The following is a 19,853-nucleotide window of genomic DNA, read 5'->3' as shown; positions in this document are numbered from 1 at the left end:
CGCACCGCGACACCACGCAGAAGGCCGGGCTCCCCAGGGAGCCCGGCCTTTCCGTTCGCGGGGCCCGACGGTGCGCGCGGCACCGTCGGGCGTGCGACTACCGCTGCGGGGCGGCGGTGGGCACGATCGGCGCGGGAAGCGCCGTGTCGCCCATGAGGAAGCGGTCGACGGCGGCCGCGGCGCTGCGGCCCTCCGCGATCGCCCACACGATCAGCGACTGGCCGCGGCCCGCGTCGCCGGCCACGAACACGCCCGGCACGGTGGACTGGAAGTCGTCGCCGCGCGCGACATTGCCGCGCTCGTTGTACTCGACGCCCAGCTTGTCGAGCAGGTCGTCGCGCTGCGGGCCGACGAAGCCCATCGCGAGGAGGACGAGGTCGGCCTCGAGGGTGAAGTCGGTGCCCTCGACCTTCTCGAACCGGCCGCCCTCCATCTTGACCTCGTAAGCCTTGAGGCCGGTGACCTTGCCGTCCTCGCCGACGAACTCCTCGGTGCTGACGGAGAACTTCCGCTCGCCGCCCTCCTCGTGCGCCGAGCTGATGCGGTACATGAGCGGGTAGGTCGGCCACGGGGTCGACTCGGCGCGCTCGCGCGGCGGGGTCGGCATGATCTCGAACTGGTGCACGATCTCCGCGCCCTGGCGCAGCGACGTGCCCAGGCAGTCGGCGCCGGTGTCGCCGCCGCCGATGATGACGACCTTCTTGTCCTTGGCGTGCAGCGGCGGCAGGCCGTTCTCGTCGAGGACGTCATCGCCGACCGCGGCGCGGTTGGCCCACGGCAGGAACTCCATCGCCTGGTGGATGCCGTCCAGCTCACGGCCGGGGATCGGCAGGTCGCGCCAGACGGTGGCGCCGTTGGCGAGCACGACCGCGTCGAAGTCCTCGCGGAGCTGCTCGACGGTGACGTCCACGCCCACGTTGACCCCGGTCTTGAAAACTGTTCCCTCGGCGTTCATCTGGGCGAGGCGACGGTCGATGTGCCGCTTCTCCATCTTGAACTCGGGGATGCCGTAGCGCAGGAGGCCGCCGATGCGGTCGGCGCGCTCGAACACGGTCACGGTGTGCCCGCCGCGAGTGAGCTGCTGCGCGGTGGCCAGACCCGCGGGGCCCGAGCCGACGACGGCGATCTTCTTGCCGGTCAGCTTGGTCGGGTGCTGCGGGGAGACCCAGCCCTCGTCGAAGGCCTTGTCGATGAGCTCGACCTCGACCTGCTTGATGGTGACGGGATCCTGGTTGATGCCGAGCACGCACGACGCCTCGCAGGGCGCCGGGCACAGCCGCCCGGTGAACTCCGGGAAGTTGTTCGTGGCGTGCAGCCGCTCGATGCCGTCGTGCCAGCGGTCCTTGTACGCCAACGTGTTCCACTCGGGGATCAGGTTCCCCAGCGGGCAGCCGTTGTGGCAGAACGGGATACCGCAGTCCATGCACCGGGACGCCTGCTTGCGCAGGGTGGCACCGTCGAAGGGCTTGTAGACCTCGTTCCAGTCCAGCAGACGGAGCGGGACCGGCCGGCGGACCGGCAGTTCACGGGAGTTGTGCTTGAGAAAGCCTTGCGGATCAGCCACGAGCGGCCTCCATCACTGCGTCGTCGATGTCGCGGCCGTCCAGTTCGGCACGCTTGATGGCGGTGAGCACGCGCTTGTAGTCACGCGGCATCACCTTGGCGAAGAGCTGGCGCTCCCGGCCCCAGTTGGCCAGGATCCGTTCCGCGATGGCGGAGTCGGTGTACTCGTAGTGCTTGGTCACGGCCTCGAGGACGAACTCGATGTCGTCCTCGCCCAGCGACTCCAGCTCCACCAGCTCGGTGTTGAGGTCGCGCTCGAACTGGCCGTCGGCGTTGTAGACGTACGCGACGCCGCCGGACATGCCGGCGCCGAAGTTGCGTCCCGTGTCGCCGAGGACCACCACGCGGCCACCGGTCATGTACTCGCAGCCGTGGTCGCCCACGCCCTCGACCACCGCGACGGCGCCCGAGTTGCGCACGGCGAAGCGCTCGCCGGCCTTGCCGCTGAGGTACGCCTCGCCGCCGGTCGCGCCGAACAGGATCACGTTGCCCGCAATGATGTTCTCCGCGGCGACGAAGCCCTCGGGGGCGTTGCGCGCCGGCCGGACGATGATCTTGCCGCCGGAGAGACCCTTGCCCACGAAGTCGTTGGCGTCGCCCTCGAGGCGCAGCGTGATGCCCTTGGGCACGAAGGCGCCGAAGCTGTTGCCCGCGCTGCCCTTGAACGTGATGTCGATCGTGTCCTCGGGGAGGCCGTCGGCGCCGTGCGCCTTGGTCACCTCGTGGCCCAGCATCGTGCCGACGGTGCGGTTGACGTTGGAGATCGGCGTCTCGATCGTGACCGGGGCACCGGTCTCCACCGCGACCCGCGCCTGCGAGATCAGCTGCTGGTCCAGGGCCTTCTCGAGGCCGTGGTCCTGCGGCTGGCTGCAGAACGGGTCCTGCTTCATGAACGGCGAGTCGACCTGCGCCAGGATCGGCGAGAGGTCGAGCTTGCCCGCCTTGGCATTCGCCCAGTGGGCCTGCGCCGCCTCGGTGTCGAGGATCTGCGACTGGCCGACGGCCTCCTGCAGGGTGCGGAAGCCCAGCTCGGCGAGCAGCTCGCGCACCTCCTCGGCGATGTAGAGGAAGAAGTTCTCCACGAACTCGGGCTTGCCGTTGAAACGGCGGCGCAGCACCGGGTTCTGGGTGGCAACGCCCACCGGGCAGGTGTCCAGGTGGCACACCCGCATCATGATGCAGCCCGAGACCACCAGGGGGGCGGTCGCGAAGCCGAACTCCTCGCCGCCGAGCAGCGCGGCGACGATGACGTCCCGGCCGGTCTTGAGCTGACCGTCGACCTGCACGACGATGCGGTCGCGCAGACCGTTGAGCAGCAGCGTCTGCTGGGTCTCGGCGAGGCCGATCTCCCAGGGCGCGCCGGCGTGCTTGACCGAGGTCAGCGGGGTCGCGCCGGTGCCGCCGTCGTGGCCCGAGATGAGCACCACGTCGGCGTGCGCCTTCGAGACGCCGGCCGCGACGGTGCCGACGCCGATCTCCGAGACCAGTTTCACGTGAATCCGCGCCTGCGGGTTCGCGTTCTTCAGGTCGTGGATCAGCTGCGCGAGGTCCTCGATCGAGTAGATGTCGTGGTGCGGGGGCGGCGAGATCAGGCCGACGCCCGGCGTCGAGCCGCGGACCTCGGCGACCCACGGGTACACCTTGTGCGGGGGCAGCTGGCCGCCCTCGCCGGGCTTCGCTCCCTGCGCCATCTTGATCTGGATGTCGGTGCAGTTGCTCAGGTAGTGCGAGGTCACGCCGAACCGGCCCGAGGCGACCTGCTTGATCGCCGAGCGGCGCAGATCGCCGTTCTCGTCGGGCGTGAAGCGCGCCGGATCCTCGCCGCCCTCACCGGAGTTGCTGCGGCCGCCGAGGCGGTTCATGGCGATCGCCAGGGTCTCGTGGGCCTCCGCCGAGATCGAGCCGTAGCTCATGGCGCCCGTCGAGAACCGCTTGACGATCTCGCTCGCGGGCTCCACCTCGTCGATGGAGATCGACGGGCGGTCGGAGGCGAACCGGAACAGGCCGCGCAGCGACGCGAGCCGCGCGCTCTGGTCGTTGACCAGCGCGGTGTACTCCTTGAACACCTTGTACTGCCCGGTGCGCGTCGCGTGCTGGAGCTTGAAGACGGTGTCCGGGTTGAACAGGTGGTACTCGCCCTCACGACGCCACTGGTACTCGCCGCCCACCTCGAGCTCGCGGTGCGCCAGCTCCTCGGGGCGGTCGTTCATGGCGCGCTTGTGCCGCGCGGCCACGTCGGCGGCGATCTCGTCCAGGCCGATGCCGTCGAGCTGGCTCTGCAGGCCGGTGAAGAACTCGTCGACGATCTCCTGCGACAGGCCGATGACCTGGAACAGCTGCGCGCCGGTGTACGAGGCGAGCGTGGAGATGCCCATCTTGGACATCACCTTGAGCACGCCCTTGCCGGCGGCCTTGACGTAGTTGGCGTTGAGCTTCTCCAGCGGGGTGCCGTTGAGCTCACCGCGGATGTGCATGTCCTCGATGGTCGCGAAGGCCATGTACGGGTTCACCGCCGCCGCACCGCAGCCGATGAGCGCGGCCATGTGGTGCACCTCGCGCGCGTCGCCGGACTCGACGATGAGGCCGACCTTGGTGCGGCTGCGCTCGCGCACCAGGTGATGGTGCACAGCGGAGGTCAGCAGCAGCGACGGGATCGGCGCCAGCAGCCGGTCGGAGTTGCGGTCCGACAGGATGATCAGGCGCGCGCCCCCGGCGATCGCCTCGGAGACCTGGGTGCGCACGGTGTCGAGCGCCTCGCGCAGGCCCTTGCCGCCCTCGGCCACGTGGTACAGGCCCGGGATGACCACGGACCGGAACTCGGGCAGCGTGCCGTCGTCGTTGACCTTGACCAGCTTGATCAGCTCGTCGTTGTTGAGGATCGGCTGGTCCAGGTGGATCTGGCGGCAGCTGCCCGGCTCCGGGTGCAGCAGGTCGCCCTCGCCGCCGATGGTGCCGCCGAGGCTGGTGACGATCTCCTCACGGATGGCGTCCAGCGGCGGGTTGGTGACCTGCGCGAACAGCTGCTGGAAGTAGTCGAACAGCAGCCGGGGGCGCAGCGACAGCACGGCGACCGGGGTGTCGGTGCCCATGGAACCGATCGCCTCGGCACCCGTCTTCGCCATCGGCGTGAGCAGCAGGTCCAGTTCCTCGGTGGTGTAACCGAACATCTGCTGCCGCTGGGTGACCCGGTCGTGCGGCATCACGGGGTGCGGGCGGTCCGGAAGCTCCTTGAGGCGCAGCAGGCCCTCGTCGAGCCACTGCTGGTAGGGCTCGGCCGCGGCCAGGTCGCTCTTGATCTCCTCGTCGGAGACGATGCGGCCCTGCGCCGTGTCCACCAGGAACATGCGGCCCGGCTGCAGGCGGGTCTTGTAGACCACCTCGGAGTGGTCGATATCGAGGACGCCGACCTCCGAGCCCAGCACGACGAGGCCGTCCTTGGTGACCCAGATCCGCGACGGGCGAAGGCCGTTGCGGTCCAGCACGGCGCCGATCAGGGTGCCGTCGGTGAAGCAGACCGACGCCGGCCCGTCCCACGGCTCCATCAGCGAGGAGTGGTACTCGTAGAACGCCCGGCGGGCCGGGTCCATGTCCTGGTGCCGCTCCCACGCCTCGGGGATCATCATCAGCACGGCGTGCGGCAGGCTGCGACCGCCCAGGTGCAGCAGCTCGAGCACCTCGTCGAAACGCGCGGTGTCGGAACCGCCCTCGGTGCAGATCGGGAAGATCTTGTCCTCGGCATCGGCGCCGAACGCCGAGACGTCGAGGAGCGCCTCGCGGGCCCGCATCCAGTTCTCGTTGCCGCCGACGGTGTTGATCTCGCCGTTGTGGGCGACGCGGCGGTACGGGTGGGCCAGCGGCCAGCTCGGGAAGGTGTTCGTGGAGAACCGCGAATGCACCAGGCCCAGAGCGGATTCGACGCGCTCGTCCTGCAGGTCCACGAAGAAGCCGCGCAGCTGCGGGGTGGTCAGCATGCCCTTGTAGACGAAGGTCTGACCGGACAGCGACGGGAAGTACACCGACTCCTCGCCCTGCGAGCCGGCGCCCGCACCGTCGGCTCCGAGCTCGCGCTCGACCCGCTTGCGGATCACGAAGCAGCGGCGCTCGAGGTCCATACCGGAGAGCGGCGCACCGTCGGAATCCGTTCCGGCGATGAAGATCTGACGCATGGTGGGCATCGCATCGCGGGCCAGCGCGCCCAGCGAGCCGTCGTCGGTGGGCTGATCGCGCCAGCCCAGGACCGTCAGGCCCTCCTCGACGACGATCCGCTCCACGCCCTCCGCGGCGGCGGTCGCCTCCGCGGCGGCCTGCGGCAGGAAGGCGATGCCGGTGGCGTAGGCGCCCTGATGGGGCAGCTCGAAGTCCACGACCTCGCGGAAGAAGCGGTCCGGCACCTGGATCAGGATGCCTGCGCCGTCACCGGTGTTGGGCTCGGCGCCGGCGGCGCCGCGGTGCTCCAGGTTGACCAGGGCGGTGATGGCCTTGTCGACGATGTCCCGGGACTTGCGTCCGTGCATGTCCACCACGAAGGCGACGCCACACGCGTCGTGCTCGTTCGCGGGGTGGTACAGGCCCTGGGGACCCGGGGGGACGAATCGGCTCATCGAATACCTGCCTTAGCGCAGCGCCTCACGGCGGAACGGATGGATCAAGGGCGGCGATCGGCTCGCGTCCGGGGACGCGGCTCGCCTCAGGCATCGTTGGCTGTACTCAAAACTGTAGTTTCCCCCGCCCGGATCACAAAATGAAAGGCCATCCTTACCGACCGTGACCTGCGGGTATCCGCGGTCACGTCGCCGCGGGCAGCGTGTTTCGACTAGGTTTCCTGCACGTGACCGGAGGTAGTGATCCGGGCGAGCTGCTGAGCGTCGGGCCGGGCCTCGCCGTCGCGCTCGTCGCCCTCGCGCTGATGGGCGCCGCAGTGGCGTGGCTCGGCCGCACCGGCTACGGGCCGGCGGTACTCGGAGCCGCGGCGCGGGCCACCCTGCAGCTGGCCGTCCTGGGCATGGCGCTGAGCCTGATCGTGCGGAGCCTGTGGTTCACGGCGGCGTTCACCGTGCTGATGGGGTGCACGGCGGGCTGGACGGCGGCCGGGCGCATCGTGGGGCGCCGGCCCCGCTGGTCCGAGTTCGCGGTGACGACGGTGACCGTCGCCAGCCCGGCAGCGCTCCTGACGGTCGCGCTGATCCTCTCCGGCGTGCTACCGGCGCGCGGGATCGCCGTGATCCCCGTGGCGGGCAGCGCGATCGGGGCGGCCATGGCCGCGGCGGGGTTGGCGGGCAAGCGCGCACTGGAGGAGCTCACCGCGCGGCGCGGCGAGCTCGAGGCAGGACTGTCGCTGGGGCTGGACCCGATGTTCATCCGGCTCGACCTGACCCGCTCCGCGGCGGCGACCGCGCTGATCCCCGCGCTGGACCAGACACGGACCGTCGGGCTGGTGACGATCCCCGGCGCCTTCGTCGGCATGGTGTTGGGCGGCGCCTCGCCCGTGGCGGCCGCGGTCATGCAGCTCTACGTGCTCGTCGCGATCCTCTGCGTGACCCCGGTCGCGATCGTGGCGATCACGTGGCTGGTCGCCGACGGCAGGTACGAGACGGGCTCGCGCAACTACTGAGTCCCTGTGGTCGATAGTGCCCGCTGAGCGGGCACTATCGACCACGCTAGGAACCGGCGATGGCGTCCAGCTCAGCGACGACGTCGGCGGGCAGCTGCAGGGCCGCGCCGGCGATGTTCTCGCGCAGGTGCACCACCGACGAAGTGCCGGGGATGAGCAGGATGTTCGGCGAGCGCTGCAGGAGCCAGGCCAGCGCAACGGCCATCGGGGTGGCCTCCAGCCGCGCAGCGACGGCGTTCAGGCTGTCGGACTGCAGCGGGCTGAACCCGCCCAGCGGGAAGTACGGCACGTACGCGATCCCCTGCGCCGCCAGCAAATCCACGAGCTCGTCGTCCACGCGGTGAGCGATGTTGTAGAAGTTCTGGACGCACGCGACCGGGGCGATCGACTGCGCCTCGCGCACCTGCTCGGCGGTCACCGTGCTGATGCCGAGGTGGCGGATCAGCCCCTGCTGCTGCAGCTCGGCGAGGACGGTGAAGGGCTCGGCGATCGAGCCGGGAGCGGGCGTGTCGAAATCGCCGACGCGGAGGTTCACCACGTCGATCGCGTCGAGCCCGAGGCGCTCGAGGTTCTCGTCGACGGCGCGGCGCAGGTCGTCGGGCTCGAGGGCCGGCGGCCAGCCGCCCGTGGCGTCACGGCGGGCCCCGACCTTGGTGACGATGTGCAGCGAGTCCGGGTACGGGTGCAGTGCCTCGCGGATGATCTCGTTGGTGACGAACGGCCCGTAGTAGTCGCTGGTGTCGATGTGCGTGATGCCGAGGTCGATCACGTCGTGCAGGACCTCGATCGCGGCCTCACGGTCGGCCGGCGGGCCGAAGACGCCGGGGCCGGCCAGTTGCATCGCGCCGTAACCGAAGCGGGTGACCGTCAGGTCACCGCCCAGATCGAAGGTTCCGCCGGGCGGGGTGGGTGCGGTCATGGGGGACTCCTTCGTGGCGAGGACGTGCGACCCCTCCAGGATTCCAGTTTCCCGCCCGCGCCGCCGAACGACGGCGCCTGGACGGGACCCGTCAGTACCCGTGCTTGTCCTGCCGCACCTGCCGCCAGCGCTCCATCATCTCGGGGAGCTCGGTGATCATGAAGTCGAAGAAGTCCCGCATCACGGACAGCCGTTCCGCGGCGGGCCCGCCCGCGGGGAGTTCCTCGATGCCCTCGATCGCCACCTCGCGCCACCGCTCCAGGATCGGATTCCGCGAGGCGAAGGCCTCGTACCAGATGTCGTCGCCGAGCGTGATCAGGCTGTGCCGCGAACCCGGGACATGGGTGCGGCGGATCATGGACGTCTGCTCGAGGTACCCCACCGCGCCGGACACCGCCCCTGCGGACACCTGCAACTGCGCGGCGATCTGCGACGGGGTCAGCGCGGCCTCCGGCGAGGTCAGTACCGCGGCGAACACACGGGACGCCATCCGCTGCATCCCCGCCTCCACGAACGCGGCTGCCATGTTCTCCACGAAGTTCGGCGCGTCCATATCGCGCAGATTATACGAATTTTTAACACTTCACAAATTTGTGAAACGCGCGTAGCGTCAGCGCCATGACAACTGACGTCATCCGCGCCGAGGGCCTCACCAAGACCTTCGGCAGCGCACATGCCCTCAACGGACTCGACCTGACCGTGACCCCCGGGGAAGTGCACGCCTTCCTCGGACCCAACGGCGCCGGCAAGTCCACCACCATCCGAATCCTGTTGGGGCTCCTGAAGAAGACCGCGGGCACCGTCGAACTGCTCGGCGGCGACCCATGGCGCCAGGCCCCCGAACTGCATCGTCGCCTGGCGTACGTACCGGGCGATGTCACCCTGTGGCCGAACCTGTCCGGCGGCGAGATCATCGATCTGATGGGCCGTCTCCGGGGCGGGCTCGATGAGGCCCGTCGCGCCGAGCTCATCGAGCGATTCGCCCTGGACCCCGCCAAGAAGGCGCGCACCTACAGCAAGGGCAACCGGCAGAAGGTCGCGCTCGTCGCGGCGTTCGCGGCGCGCGCCGAGCTCATGATCCTCGATGAGCCGACGTCCGGCCTCGACCCGCTCATGGAGGAGGTGTTCACGCAGTGCCTCACCGAGGCGAAGGCCGCGGGCACCTCGATCCTGCTGTCCAGTCACATCCTGTCCGAGGTGGACCGGGTGGCGGACACCGTGACCATCATCAAGGACGGTGCGACCGTCGAGACCGGTTCCCTGGCCTCGCTCCGACACCTGTCCCGCACGCGCGTCGAGGCGACCCTCGCGCAGCCCGTCGACCTGACGGGTACCGCGGGCGTGCACGATCTCCAGGCCGACGGTGACCGCGTGTCGTTCAGCGTCGAATCCCGTGACCTGGGGCGGATTCTCGGCGAGCTGGCGGCCGCCGGTCCCACGTCGCTGACGAGCCGTCCGCCCACGCTCGAGGAGCTGTTCCTGCGGCACTACGACACCGCGGGGGCCGTGCGATGACGGGCCTCGCCCCCACTCTCCGGTTGGTGCTGCGGCGCGACCGGATCCAGCTGATCGTCTGGCTGCTGCTGTACGTGGCCATGGCCGCGTCGGCGTACTCGACGGCGAAGACCAACTACGCCGATCAGGCATCGCTCGACTCCGCGGCGCGCGCCGCGAGCGAGAACCCCTCCCTCGTCGCGATGTTCGGCCCGGTCTACTCGTCCACCGTGGGCGCCGTCGGCATGATCAAGATGGTCGTCATGATGGCGGCCGCGCTGGGCCTGCTCACCGGCCTGCTCGTGATCCGGCACACCCGCGCCGACGAGGAGTCCGGCCGCCGGGAGATGTTGGGCGCCTCCGCGATCGACCGCACCGCTCCCCCGATCGCCGCGCTCGTCGAGTCCGTCGTGCTGAGCCTGGCGATCGGCGTGCTCAGCGCGCTGGTCCTGATCGGCATGGGTGCGGACGCGCGCGGCAGCCTGAACTTCGGTGCGCTGTGGGCGTTCACGGGCATCGTGTTCGCGGCATGGGCGCTGCTCTGCGCGCAACTCACGGAGGGCGCCCGCGCGGCCCGCGGGCTGTTCGCCGTGGGCCTCGGCGCCGCCTACCTGCTCCGGGCCGTCGGCGACGTCTCCGTCATCCGGACCGACGGTACGCTGCCGGCCGAGCCCGGCTGGGAGTCCTGGCTCTCCCCACTGGGGTGGGCGCAGCAGATCCGGCCCTTCGCCGAGGACCGGCCGTGGCCGATCCTCCTGCTGCTGGCGCTGTCGGCGGTGTTCATCGCGGTGGCGCTGCGCCTCGCCGCTCAGCGCGACCTGGGCGCCGGACTCATCCCCGTGGGCCGCGGAAAGGCCCGTGCCGGAGCCCTGCTCGGCACCGTCGAGGCGCTGACCTGGCGGCTGCACCGGGGTCAGGTGATCGGCTGGAGCGTCGGCTTCCTCGCCGTCGGCCTCGCCTTCGGCGGCATGGGCAGCGCGATCGACTCCCTGGTCGGCAACAGCGGCACGCGCGAGATGCTCGAGCGGCTGGGCGGATCCGGCTCGAGCATGCTCGACATCTTCTTCGGCGCCGAGTTCTCGATCATGGGCATGGCGACGGCCGCGCTGGGCATCTCCATCGTCAACACCGCGTGCTCCGAGGAGACCTCGGGCCGGGCCGAGTACCTGCTGTCCGCGCCGGTCCGGCGCCTGCGCTGGTACGCCTCGCACCTGACGGCCGCCGTGATCGCGACCTCCGTCGCGACCTTCGCGCTGGGCGTGGGGGTCTCGCTCACCGCGGGGCGCCAGCTGATCCTGCCCGCCCTGGCCGCGCTGCCCGCCGTGTGGGTGATCACCGCGATCGCCGCCCTGGCCGGCGCGATCTCGGCGCACTGGTCCTCGGTCGGCTGGGTGGTCCTCGCGCTGTGCGTGATGACCATGGTCGCCGATGTGCTCAAGCTGCCCGACTGGGTCGCGAAGGTCTCGCCGTTCAAGCACGTCGCGACGCAGCCGGGAGCGACGGTTCTCACCGGCGCCACCCTCGCACTGGTCGTGATCGCCGCGGCCGGACTCATCGCCGCCGCGTTCTCCGAATCGCGCCGGGACCTCGCGTCGTAGTTCCGAATCGGGCCGTTGCGATCGTTCAGCCCGTCCGTGCCAGACTGCACCACGTGAGCGAGACGCCCGATACGATCCCCGCGACCACCGTTGAGTGGATCGCCCGGCCCGGTGACCCTCGCCGCGCAACGCTGGCGTCGCTGCGGCAACGGCGGGCGTGGATGAAGCCCCTGGCGATCGGGCTGGCGATCGGCGTCGTGGTCACTGCGGTGTGTGTGGCGACCGACAGCGGGTGGCCGCTGGGACTGGCGATCGGCGCGGCGTTCTTCGTCGGAGTGGTCGTCGAGATGGAGCTCGTGGCGTTCATCGCCATCTACCGGCACAACCGGAAGGGGCTGGCACCGGGCGCGCGGTGGGCGGCGGGCAGCGACGCGGCGCGGATCCGGTTCGACAGCCCGATCGGCACGACGGTGCTCGATCGGGCGAACGTCCTGAGCATCGAGCGCGCCACGTTCCTCGCGGTTCTGACGGTGCGGCCGAAACAGCGCCTGGGCATCCCCGTCGCACTCCTGCCCGCGATCCTGCCCGTAGCCGACGACCGGAATCTCATCGACTGAGACGGTTGAACTTTCACCTGAGAGACGCCGGGCTAACTTGAGAGATCAAAAGCCCTGCAAATGACTACTGACCGCAGCGAGCGAGTCAGCTGCGGTCAGTGCCCTCTCAGGATAACAGGACAGTTGCGATCATGCATATATCCCGTCGCGGTATTTCTGTCACGTGTTTTTCGCACCGCGCGCGCAACGCTCGAGCAGCAGCCGGCCCGCGGGGTAGGCGGCCAGCGCCACGGGCAGCGTCCCGACCCGACCCGACTCCAGCACGGCCACCACGTCGCCCAGCTCCGACGGCCCGCCGGGCTCGACACCGAGCCGTCGGAGCGTCTGCCGCGCGACCGGCTCCGGCGAGTCGAAGACGGCCACCTCGCGCCCCGTCCGCTCCCGCAGGGCTGCCACGATCGGCTCCCTGACCAGGCCGTAATGGGTGCAACCGAGCACCACGGACTCGATGTCCGCGGGCGTCGCCGCGGCCGCGGCCGTGATCGCCTCCGCCACGCGAGACGGCTCGCCGGAGTCGATCGCCTCGGCCAGGCCGTAGCAGGGGATGCGGTGCGCGAGCGCCGAGTCGGCGAAGGCGTCGATGAGCGAGGTCTGGTAGTCGCTCACGGTGGCGGCCGCGGTGGCCCACACGGCGAAGGGACGCCCCGTCGACCCCGCCGGGCGGATGGCCGGCACCACTCCGACCACGGGGATCGCGGGTTCGAACCGGGCGCGGGCCGCTTCCAGCGCGTACATGGAGCCGGTGTTGCAGGCGACGATGATGGCGTCCACGTCGTACCGCGCCGCTGCGCCGGCCATCGCCACCACGCACTCGGAGATCCGCGCGGGTTCGAGCAGGCCGTAGGGCATGTTGTCGGGGTCGCGCGCCAGGACGAGCTCGGTGTCGGGGCGCACGCGGGAGAGGGCGTCGGCGTAGTTGACCATCCCGAAGCCCGAGTCGATCACCGCAACACGCATGCCTCGAATTTACCGGGCGAGCCGCAGCCGGAAGACGGTGGTCGCACCGTCGCGGCGGTAGTCCACATCGCCGCCCAGCAGTCGCGCGTTGTCGCGGGCGATGGCCAGCCCGAGCCCCGCTCCCCCGCCGCCGCCCCGCGACCGCGCCTCCTGCCCCTTGGCGAACCGCCCGAACACCCGCTCGGCGTCGCACTCCGGCACGCCCGGGCCCGCGTCGCGCACCTCGACGACGACCTCTCCCGGGGCGGTGGCCACGGTCACCGCCACCGGCGGCGCCCCGTGCCGGACCGCGTTGCCCACCAGGTTGGTCACCACCGCGACCACCCTGCGCCGGTCGGATTCGACGGTGAGCGGCGCACCGTCGAGCTCGACGGACCGCCACCCGCGCGCGGTGAGCGCCTCGCGCAGGGCGCCGACGAGCTCGAAGGGCTCGCTCCGCACCTCCGCCGCACCCGCGTCGAGGCGGGTCATCTCCAGCAGGTCGTCGACGAGACCCGCGAGAGTGTCGACCTCGGCGGCGACGAGCTCGGACGCGCGCCGCAGGTCGTCACCGGGTTCCAGCGCGGCGGCCTCCTCGAGCAGCACCTCGGCGGCGGGGACCAGCGCGGCGAGCGGGCTGCGCAGCTCGTGCGAGACATCGCCGACGAACCGCCGCGACCGCTCGTCCTGGCGGCGCAGCACGTCGATCGACTCGCTCTGCCGGTCCAGCATGGAGTTGAAGGTCTCTGTGAAATCACGTAATTCGGTGACGTTCGTGGCGGGCAGGCGCGCCTCGGGGTCGCCGTCCGTGACCCGCGCCGCCACCGACTGGATCCGGCCGAGCGGCCGGATCACGATGCGCGCCACGACCAATGCCACCAGGATGCCCAGCAGCGCACTGCCGCCCACTGCGACGAGCACCACCAGCGTGAGCCGGTCGAGCCGCTGCTGCACATCGCCGAGGGGCTGGACGCTGTACACGACCAGGGTGTCGGCGTCGGCGGCATTCGGACGGTTCATGCTGTGCGCCACCAGCACCCGGCCACCGGACAGCCGCTGGAAGCGGTACAGCGAGGGCACCCGTTCCAGCTCGGAGCGCATCTCGGCCGGGATGTCCTCCGGGCGCACCGTACCGGCCTGGACCGTCCTGCCGTCGACCTCGACCGCGTAGTCCGACGGCAGCCCGAGGGACTCGGAGGGCGTCGCCCACTCCTGACCGCCGCTCCCCGGCACGGGCCGCGTCGGCCGGCTCTCGAAGCTCTGCATGTCGTGCCGGAAGGCCGTGAGCACCGCGTCCTGCGCGTCCTGGTACACCCAGTCCCGCACCACAACCGTCACCGCGATCCCCGTGACACCGGCGGTCAGGCACATCACAACCGCGATGATCGCGAGGATCCGGGCGCGCAGGCCCTTCAGCACGGCACCCGCCTCATGGCACACGCCTCACGGTGACGCCCGGAACCGGTAGCCGAAGCCCCGCACCGTCTCGATGTGGCTCGGGCCGTCGTCGGGGTCGATCTTCGGTCGCAGCCGCAGGATCGCGTTGTCCACCAGGCGGGAATCGCCGAGGAAGTCCTGGTTCCAGGCCAGCGCGAGCAGCTGCTCGCGGCTGAGCACCTGGCCGGGGTGGTCCGCGAAGGCGTACATCAGCCGCTTCTCGGTCGGCGTGAGCGGCAGCGGCGCACCGTCGCGCAGCACCTCCGCGCCGGCCCGGTCGATCACGAGCGGACCGTCGTTCGACGGTGCCGGGCCCGCCTCCGGGGGCGCGCAGGGGACCGAGCGACGCAGCGCGGCCTTGATCCGGGCGTCGAGCACACGGGGGCTGACAGGTTTGACCACGTAGTCGTCGGCGCCGGCCTCGAGCCCGGCGACGGTGTCGATGTCGTCGGAGCGCGCGGTGAGCATGAGGATCGGGACCGTGCTGGAGCGGCGGATCCGGCGGCACACGGCGAAGCCGTCGTCGCCGGGTAGGCCCACGTCGAGGATCACCGCGTCGGCGGCGGCGACGCGCTGCTCGAGATCGTCGGTCGCGGCGCCCAGGTGCTCGACGACGTGGTCGAGCCGGCCGAGCGACAGCACGAGGGCGTCGACGATCGAGGGGTCATCCTCGATGAGCAGCAGCCTGACCACCCGTGAGGCTCCCTTCCACGTCGGACGTCCAGGCCCAGGCCGCCTGACCGACCCGGACCGTCGCGGCGGTTCCCACCGCCACCAGCCATGCTCCCAGGACATCGCCCGGGCGGTGCCACTGTTGGGCGACGACGAGCACGGACACGACGGCGCCGACACTGCCCGCGATCAGGATCGCGAGGCCGCGATAGGGGCGCGCCGCCGAACCGACGAGGATCACCGCCAGCGCGGCCACGACCGCCACGGTGTTCGACGGGAAGGAGTTGAGTTCCGGGCCGATGCCGAACGACGGGCGGTCCAACAGGGCCTTCAGGACGAAGGCGACCGCCACCGTCGCGGTGAGGACGAGCGCGGCGGACACGGCCACGGTCTTCGAGCGGCGGCTCGCGACGACCGCCGCCACGAGGAGACCGCCGACCGCGAGCATCGGCAGTTGGTAGCGGCCCAGCGCGCCCTCGACGGGGTTCTCGACCCCGAACGCCGCGGAGACGATCCGCATGAGTTCGTGGTCGACGTGCTGCCCCGTCGGGGTGCCGACGACCGCGAGGTAGAGCCCGCCGAGGGCCAGCGCGGCGACGACGGCCGTCGTCGCGGCGGTCCAGGGGCGTGTGGTTGCGAACATGACGCCGAGCATTGTGCCCCATGGTCGTCGGGTCTCATCCGTTTCGCACCACGAATGTCACAGCCGTGTCGCAATCCGCGTCGCAAGCACCGACCTCGTGCACAACCCTCCCCTTACGGGAGGGTAGAGTTTCGACCGTTCGCGCGGTGCATCCGCGCACCGTCTCGTCATTCACCCCCGCACTCGGCAGTCGCCGCGAGGTGCGACCGATGTACGAAGGATCCGATCGATGGCAATCGACACGCGCGCGGCGCGGGCCCTACGGGACAGCGAGGTCGTGGCCGCGCTGCGCAGCCCGAAGCGCCTCAAGACCGAGACGCTCGCGGGTCTCGTGGTGGCGCTGGCGCTGATCCCGGAGGCGATCTCCTTCTCGATCATCGCCGGCGTCGATCCGCGGGTGGGCCTGTTCGCCTCGTTCACCATGGCGGTGACGATCGCCGTCGTGGGCGGTCGTCCCGCGATGATCTCCGCGGCCACCGGCGCGGTCGCCCTGGTCGTCGCACCGATCGCGCGCGAGCACGGCCTGGACTACCTGCTGGCGACCGTGATCCTGGCCGGGGTCCTGCAGATCGTGCTCAGCGCCCTCGGCGTGGCGAAGCTGATGCGATTCATTCCGCGATCGGTGATGGTCGGATTCGTCAACGCCCTCGCCATCCTGATCTTCCTGGCCCAGGTGCCGCACATGACCGGCGTGCCGTGGCTCGTGTACCCGATGATCGCGGCAGGCCTGCTCATCATGATCGGCCTCCCGCGCCTCACCACCGCGGTGCCGGCGCCGCTGGTGGCGATCGTCCTGCTGACCGCGGTGACGATGGTCGCCGGCCTCACCGTCCCGAACGTCGGCGACGAGGGTGAGCTACCGAGCACCCTGCCCCAGTGGCTCGTCCCCGACGTCCCGTACGACCTGAGCACGCTGCGGCTGATCGCGCCCTACGCCCTCGCTGTGGCGCTCGTCGGTCTGCTCGAATCGCTCATGACCGCCAAGCTCGTCGACGACATCACCGATACCCACTCCGACAAGACCCGCGAGGGCTGGGGGCAGGGCGTGGCGAACGTGGTGACCGGCTTCTTCGGCGGCATGGGCGGCTGCGCGATGATCGGGCAGACGATGATCAACGTCAAGAGCTCCGGCGCCCGGACGCGGATCTCGACCTTCCTCGCCGGGCTGTTCCTCCTGATCCTGGTCGTCGGCCTGGGAGACCTCGTGGCGCGGATCCCGATGGCCGCGCTGGTGGCGGTGATGGTCATGGTCGCCGTCGGCACCTTCGACTGGCACAGCATCGCCCCGGCGACCCTGCGTCGCATGCCCCGCAGCGAGACCGCGGTCATGCTGGTCACCGTCGCGATCACCGTCGCCACCCACAACCTCGCATACGGCGTGGTCGGCGGCGTCATCGTCGCGACGCTCCTCCTGGTGCGGCGCGTCGCGCACTTCACCGAGGTCGCGCCCGCCGAGTCCGACGTGCCCGGCGTGCGCACCTACCGCGTGCGGGGCGAGTTGTTCTTCGCGTCCAGCAACGACCTGGTGCACCAGTTCGACTACGTGAACGACCCGGATCACGTGATCGTCGACCTGTCCGCGACACACGTCTGGGACGCGTCGACCGTCGCGGCACTCGACGCGATCGAGACCAAGTACCGCGGCAAGGGCAAGACGGTCGAGTTCGTCGGGCTCGACGCGGCGTCCGCGGAGCGGCACGGGCGTCTCAGCGGGCACCTCGGCGGCGAGAACTAGGCTCCCGGCATGGCAGACGCAGCGGAGATCGGCCGCCTCCTCCAGATCGGACAGGTCGCGGAGGCGACGGGGCTCTCGCTCAAGACGATCCGGCACTACGACGAGGTCGGGCTGGTCACGCCGTCCGAGCGGAGCCCGGGCGGATTCCGGCTCTACACCTCCACCGACGTCGACCGCCTCCTGGTGATCCGCCGGATGAAGCCCCTCGGCTTCACCCTCGAGCAGATGCGGGACCTGCTCGCGGCGCTGGACACGCTCGCCGACGACGCGGCGACCGACGCGGTGCGCGCCGACGCGGAGGTCTTCGTCGACCAGTGCTCGGACTCCGCGCAGCAGCGCTGCGCGGAGCTTCGAACGCAGTTGGCGATCGCGGAGGAGTTCGCGAGCACGCTCGCCGATCTCGCCCGGCGGCGCTGACGACCGGGCGGCCACGACCGCTGCGCCCCGGTCGGGTCACCCGAGGACGGAGATGCGCGGCGCCGCGGGGGTGAGCTCCGCAGCGCCGCGCCGGCGAGCCGTCAGGCGTGGGTGAGGGTGTCCGCCTCCACGACCGCCGAGTCCGTCACGCGCAGGACCCGGCCGGACGCGATGTCGAAGAACAGACCGATCACCTCGACCCGCCCCGCCCGGACCTCGTCCCGCACCAGTGGATGCTCCGCCACCGCCGCCACCTGCATCGCGACATTGACCAGCGAGAGCTGATCCGCCTCGCCGAAGCCCAGGCCCGCCGCCGCGCGGCGCACGGGATGCCCCGCACGGAAGGCATTCGTCGACGGTGCCGCGTGCGCGATCCAGCGCTCGATCGTCGGAGGCACCGGGGGCGAGGAGAGCGCGACGCCCATCGCCCCGCACGACGAGTGGCCGCAGACGATGACCTGCCGGACCCCGAGCTCCTCCACCGCGAACGCGAGCGAGGCCTCCATCGACGGGTCCGTGCCCGCGGGCGGCACCAGGTTGCCCACGTTGCGGACGGTGAACAGATCGCCCGGGCCGCTCCCGGTGATGACGTTCGGGACGATCCGGGAGTCGGCGCAGGTCAGGAACAGCGCCTCCGGCCGCTGTCCGCCGCTGAGCTGGTCGTAGTCGTCACTGAGCAGCGCCGCGTGCCGCCGGTGGTACCGGGCGATGCCGTCGGCGAGGCCGCCGCGGGCGTGCGCGCGCCAGGGCAGGAGGCCGCGTTCGGCCGGGCGCTGCGTGGTGCGCCGGGGCGTGCGCGTGGCCGCCGCGTCGAGGGCCGCGCCGCCGAGATCGTCGACGGTGACGGTGCCGCCCGCGGCCCGGTAGCGCCGCGCCCACTCGAGGATCTCCTCCGCCGCAGCGTGATCGAGGAAATCGACGGTCAGCTCGATCGCGACGTCCCGCCCCGGCGGGACGGTGGCGAGCACTCGCGTCAGGCGCGGCAGGGAGAAGAAGGACAGCGTCCCGTCGACGGTGACGTGCCAGCGCCCGGCACCATCGACCGCGGCCTCGATGTGGGCCCGGGCGACGCGCCACAGCACGAGGACCAGCGCAACGACCAGCCCGGCGAGCACGCCCTCGAGCAGGTTCAGGAACAGGACGCCGCCGATGGTGACGCCGTAGACCAGGAGGTCGCCGGTACGGCGGGCGCTGCGGATGTGCGAGATCTTCACCAGCTGCACGCCGATCACGATGAGCAGTCCCGCGAGCGCGGAGGTGGGGATCTTCTCGACGAGACCCGACAACGCGACGGAGAACAGCAGCAGCCAGACGCCGTGCAGGACGGCCGACCAGCGCGTGCGCGCCCCGGCGGCGACATTGGTGGCGCTGCGGACGATGACGCCCGTGACGGGCAGGCCGCCGAGCAGTCCGGAGAGGGTGTTGGCCGCGCCCTGCCCGACCAGCTCGCGGTCGAGGTTCGACTTCGGGCCGTCGTGCATGCGGTCGGTCGCGACCGCCGAGAGGAGCGATTCGACGCTCGCGATGAGCGCCACGGTGAGCACCCCCAGCGCGACCGCGCCCCAGTTCCCGGTCGGCATGGACGGCAGGCCGATCGCGTCGATGATGGAGCCGTTCAGGCGGATCCGCTCGACGCTCATCGGCACCACGAGCGACAGGACGGTCGCGGCGGCCACGGCGACGAGCGCGCCGGGGACGCGCCGCCACGCCGCGGGCAGCTTCGGCCACACCACCATCACCCCGATCACGACGAGGCCCACGGCGAGGTCCGGCCAGTGCAGCGCGCCGATCCGCGCGGGGAGGTCGAGGAGGTTCTGCAGCACGGAGCTGCGCGACGATCCGCCGAGCAGCACGTGCGCCTGCTGGATCACGATCGTCACGCCGATGCCGGCGAGCATGGCGTGCACCACGACCGGGGAGATCGCGAGTGCGGCGCGGGCGATCCGGCTCAGGCCCAGGCCGATCTGCACCAGGCCGGCGGCGACGGTGATCGCGGTGGTCACCTTCCAGCCGAAGGTCGCGATGAGCTCCGCGACCACCACGGTGAGACCCGCCGCGGGTCCGCTGACGAGCAGCGGCGAGCCGCCCATCAGGCCGCCGACGATGCCACCGACGACGCCCGCGATGAGCCCCGCCATGAGCGGAGCGCCCGACGCGAGCGCGATGCCGAGGGACAGTGGCAGCGCCACGAGGAAGACGACGATCGACGACGGCCCGTCGAATCGCGCTATGTCTCTGAGTTTCTCCTGCATGCACCCCACTGTGGAGGCG

At 71.0% G+C, this 19,853-nt stretch carries 15 protein-coding genes; 6 read left to right on the top strand and 9 right to left on the bottom strand.

The window, feature by feature from the left end:
• Positions 1-97: 97 nt before the first annotated feature.
• A complete protein-coding gene (locus tag AXK60_RS18985; protein ID WP_068573566.1) occupies positions 98-1,564 on the bottom strand; it encodes a glutamate synthase subunit beta in 1,467 nt (488 codons plus the stop codon).
• Positions 1,557-6,164 carry a glutamate synthase large subunit gene (gene gltB, locus AXK60_RS18980; protein ID WP_068573565.1) on the bottom strand — a complete coding sequence of 1,536 codons (4,608 nt, stop codon included), beginning with the start codon at positions 6,162-6,164 and terminating at the stop codon, positions 1,557-1,559. The genes AXK60_RS18985 and gltB overlap by 8 nt, the downstream gene beginning before the upstream one ends.
• Before the next feature lie 227 nt (positions 6,165-6,391).
• Between gltB and AXK60_RS18975 the strand changes: the two genes are divergently transcribed.
• Entirely contained in the window at positions 6,392-7,174 is a 783-nt protein-coding gene (locus tag AXK60_RS18975) for an ABC transporter permease (RefSeq protein WP_068573564.1), read from the top strand.
• A 46-nt stretch (positions 7,175-7,220) separates the two neighbouring features.
• Here AXK60_RS18975 and AXK60_RS18970 read toward each other — a convergent pair whose 3' ends face one another.
• Together AXK60_RS18970 and AXK60_RS18965 are read right to left on the bottom strand one after the other, a co-directional pair.
• Positions 7,221-8,093, bottom strand: a complete 873-nt coding sequence (locus AXK60_RS18970; protein WP_068573563.1) for an aldo/keto reductase family oxidoreductase — start codon at positions 8,091-8,093, stop codon at positions 7,221-7,223.
• Between the two features lie 91 nt (positions 8,094-8,184).
• Positions 8,185-8,646 (bottom strand): GbsR/MarR family transcriptional regulator, encoded by a 462-nt coding sequence (locus AXK60_RS18965; protein ID WP_068573562.1) that lies wholly within the window; start codon positions 8,644-8,646, stop codon positions 8,185-8,187.
• 65 nt (positions 8,647-8,711) lie between these two features.
• Between AXK60_RS18965 and AXK60_RS18960 the strand changes: the two genes are divergently transcribed.
• The 3 genes from AXK60_RS18960 to AXK60_RS18950 are packed head-to-tail and all read left to right on the top strand — an operon-like array spanning position 8,712 to position 11,742.
• Entirely contained in the window at positions 8,712-9,608 is an 897-nt protein-coding gene (locus AXK60_RS18960) for an ABC transporter ATP-binding protein (RefSeq protein WP_068573561.1), read from the top strand.
• Complete coding sequence (locus AXK60_RS18955; RefSeq protein ID WP_068573560.1) at positions 9,605-11,185, top strand: ABC transporter permease; 1,581 nt, start codon at positions 9,605-9,607, stop codon at positions 11,183-11,185. Before AXK60_RS18960 ends, AXK60_RS18955 begins: the two co-directional genes overlap by 4 nt.
• Positions 11,186-11,238: 53 nt before the next feature.
• Positions 11,239-11,742: a hypothetical protein gene (locus AXK60_RS18950; protein WP_068573559.1), complete on the top strand. Its 504-nt coding sequence runs from the start codon at positions 11,239-11,241 to the stop codon at positions 11,740-11,742.
• Positions 11,743-11,901: 159 nt separating this feature from the next.
• Here the strand turns inward: AXK60_RS18950 and AXK60_RS18945 are convergent, their stop codons facing one another.
• From AXK60_RS18945 to AXK60_RS18930, 4 genes are read right to left on the bottom strand one after another with little or no spacing between them, the layout of a single operon-like run.
• The gene (locus AXK60_RS18945) at positions 11,902-12,699 is read right to left on the bottom strand and encodes a glutamate racemase (protein ID WP_068573558.1); all 798 of its coding nucleotides are present in this window, start codon (positions 12,697-12,699) and stop codon (positions 11,902-11,904) included.
• Between the two features lie 9 nt (positions 12,700-12,708).
• The gene (locus AXK60_RS18940; RefSeq protein WP_068573557.1) at positions 12,709-14,097 is read right to left on the bottom strand and encodes a sensor histidine kinase; all 1,389 of its coding nucleotides are present in this window, start codon (positions 14,095-14,097) and stop codon (positions 12,709-12,711) included.
• 24 nt (positions 14,098-14,121) lie between these two features.
• Positions 14,122-14,808, bottom strand: a complete 687-nt coding sequence (locus tag AXK60_RS18935) for a response regulator transcription factor (protein ID WP_068573556.1) — start codon at positions 14,806-14,808, stop codon at positions 14,122-14,124.
• The gene (locus AXK60_RS18930; RefSeq protein ID WP_139058044.1) at positions 14,780-15,430 is read right to left on the bottom strand and encodes a hypothetical protein; all 651 of its coding nucleotides are present in this window, start codon (positions 15,428-15,430) and stop codon (positions 14,780-14,782) included. Before AXK60_RS18930 ends, AXK60_RS18935 begins: the two co-directional genes overlap by 29 nt.
• Positions 15,431-15,659: 229 nt before the next feature.
• Between AXK60_RS18930 and AXK60_RS18925 the strand changes: the two genes are divergently transcribed.
• On the top strand, positions 15,660-17,165 hold the full coding sequence (locus AXK60_RS18925; RefSeq protein WP_068573554.1) for a SulP family inorganic anion transporter: 1,506 nt from the start codon (positions 15,660-15,662) through the stop codon (positions 17,163-17,165).
• A gap of 9 nt (positions 17,166-17,174) precedes the next feature.
• Positions 17,175-17,582 carry a MerR family transcriptional regulator gene (locus AXK60_RS18920; RefSeq protein ID WP_068573553.1) on the top strand — a complete coding sequence of 136 codons (408 nt, stop codon included), beginning with the start codon at positions 17,175-17,177 and terminating at the stop codon, positions 17,580-17,582.
• Between the two features lie 101 nt (positions 17,583-17,683).
• On the opposite strand, the gene AXK60_RS18915 is transcribed toward AXK60_RS18920, so the two are convergent.
• Entirely contained in the window at positions 17,684-19,834 is a 2,151-nt protein-coding gene (locus AXK60_RS18915) for a solute carrier family 23 protein (protein ID WP_082778246.1), read from the bottom strand.
• Positions 19,835-19,853 lie beyond the last annotated feature (19 nt).

It is taken from the genome of Tsukamurella pseudospumae (assembly GCF_001575195.1).
Classification (GTDB): Bacteria; Actinomycetota; Actinomycetes; order Mycobacteriales; family Mycobacteriaceae; genus Tsukamurella; species Tsukamurella pseudospumae.
The sequence above is the reverse complement of the archived record's forward strand: the minus strand, read 5'-3'. Positions and strand labels throughout refer to the sequence as shown.

What these genes read in the sequence shown, in the direction of transcription:
- AXK60_RS18965 (WP_068573562.1), bottom strand. Translation starts at nt 8,646, where the DNA reads ATGGACGCGCCGAACTTCGTGGAGAACATGGCAGCCGCGTTCGTGGAG.
- AXK60_RS18970 (WP_068573563.1), bottom strand. Translation starts at nt 8,093, where the DNA reads ATGACCGCACCCACCCCGCCCGGCGGAACCTTCGATCTGGGCGGTGAC.
- AXK60_RS18960 (WP_068573561.1), top strand. Translation starts at nt 8,712, where the DNA reads ATGACAACTGACGTCATCCGCGCCGAGGGCCTCACCAAGACCTTCGGC.
- AXK60_RS18925 (WP_068573554.1), top strand. Translation starts at nt 15,660, where the DNA reads ATGGCAATCGACACGCGCGCGGCGCGGGCCCTACGGGACAGCGAGGTC.
- gltB (WP_068573565.1), bottom strand. Translation starts at nt 6,164, where the DNA reads ATGAGCCGATTCGTCCCCCCGGGTCCCCAGGGCCTGTACCACCCCGCG.
- AXK60_RS18930 (WP_139058044.1), bottom strand. Translation starts at nt 15,430, where the DNA reads ATGTTCGCAACCACACGCCCCTGGACCGCCGCGACGACGGCCGTCGTC.
- AXK60_RS18955 (WP_068573560.1), top strand. Translation starts at nt 9,605, where the DNA reads ATGACGGGCCTCGCCCCCACTCTCCGGTTGGTGCTGCGGCGCGACCGG.
- AXK60_RS18945 (WP_068573558.1), bottom strand. Translation starts at nt 12,699, where the DNA reads ATGCGTGTTGCGGTGATCGACTCGGGCTTCGGGATGGTCAACTACGCC.
- AXK60_RS18920 (WP_068573553.1), top strand. Translation starts at nt 17,175, where the DNA reads ATGGCAGACGCAGCGGAGATCGGCCGCCTCCTCCAGATCGGACAGGTC.
- AXK60_RS18915 (WP_082778246.1), bottom strand. Translation starts at nt 19,834, where the DNA reads ATGCAGGAGAAACTCAGAGACATAGCGCGATTCGACGGGCCGTCGTCG.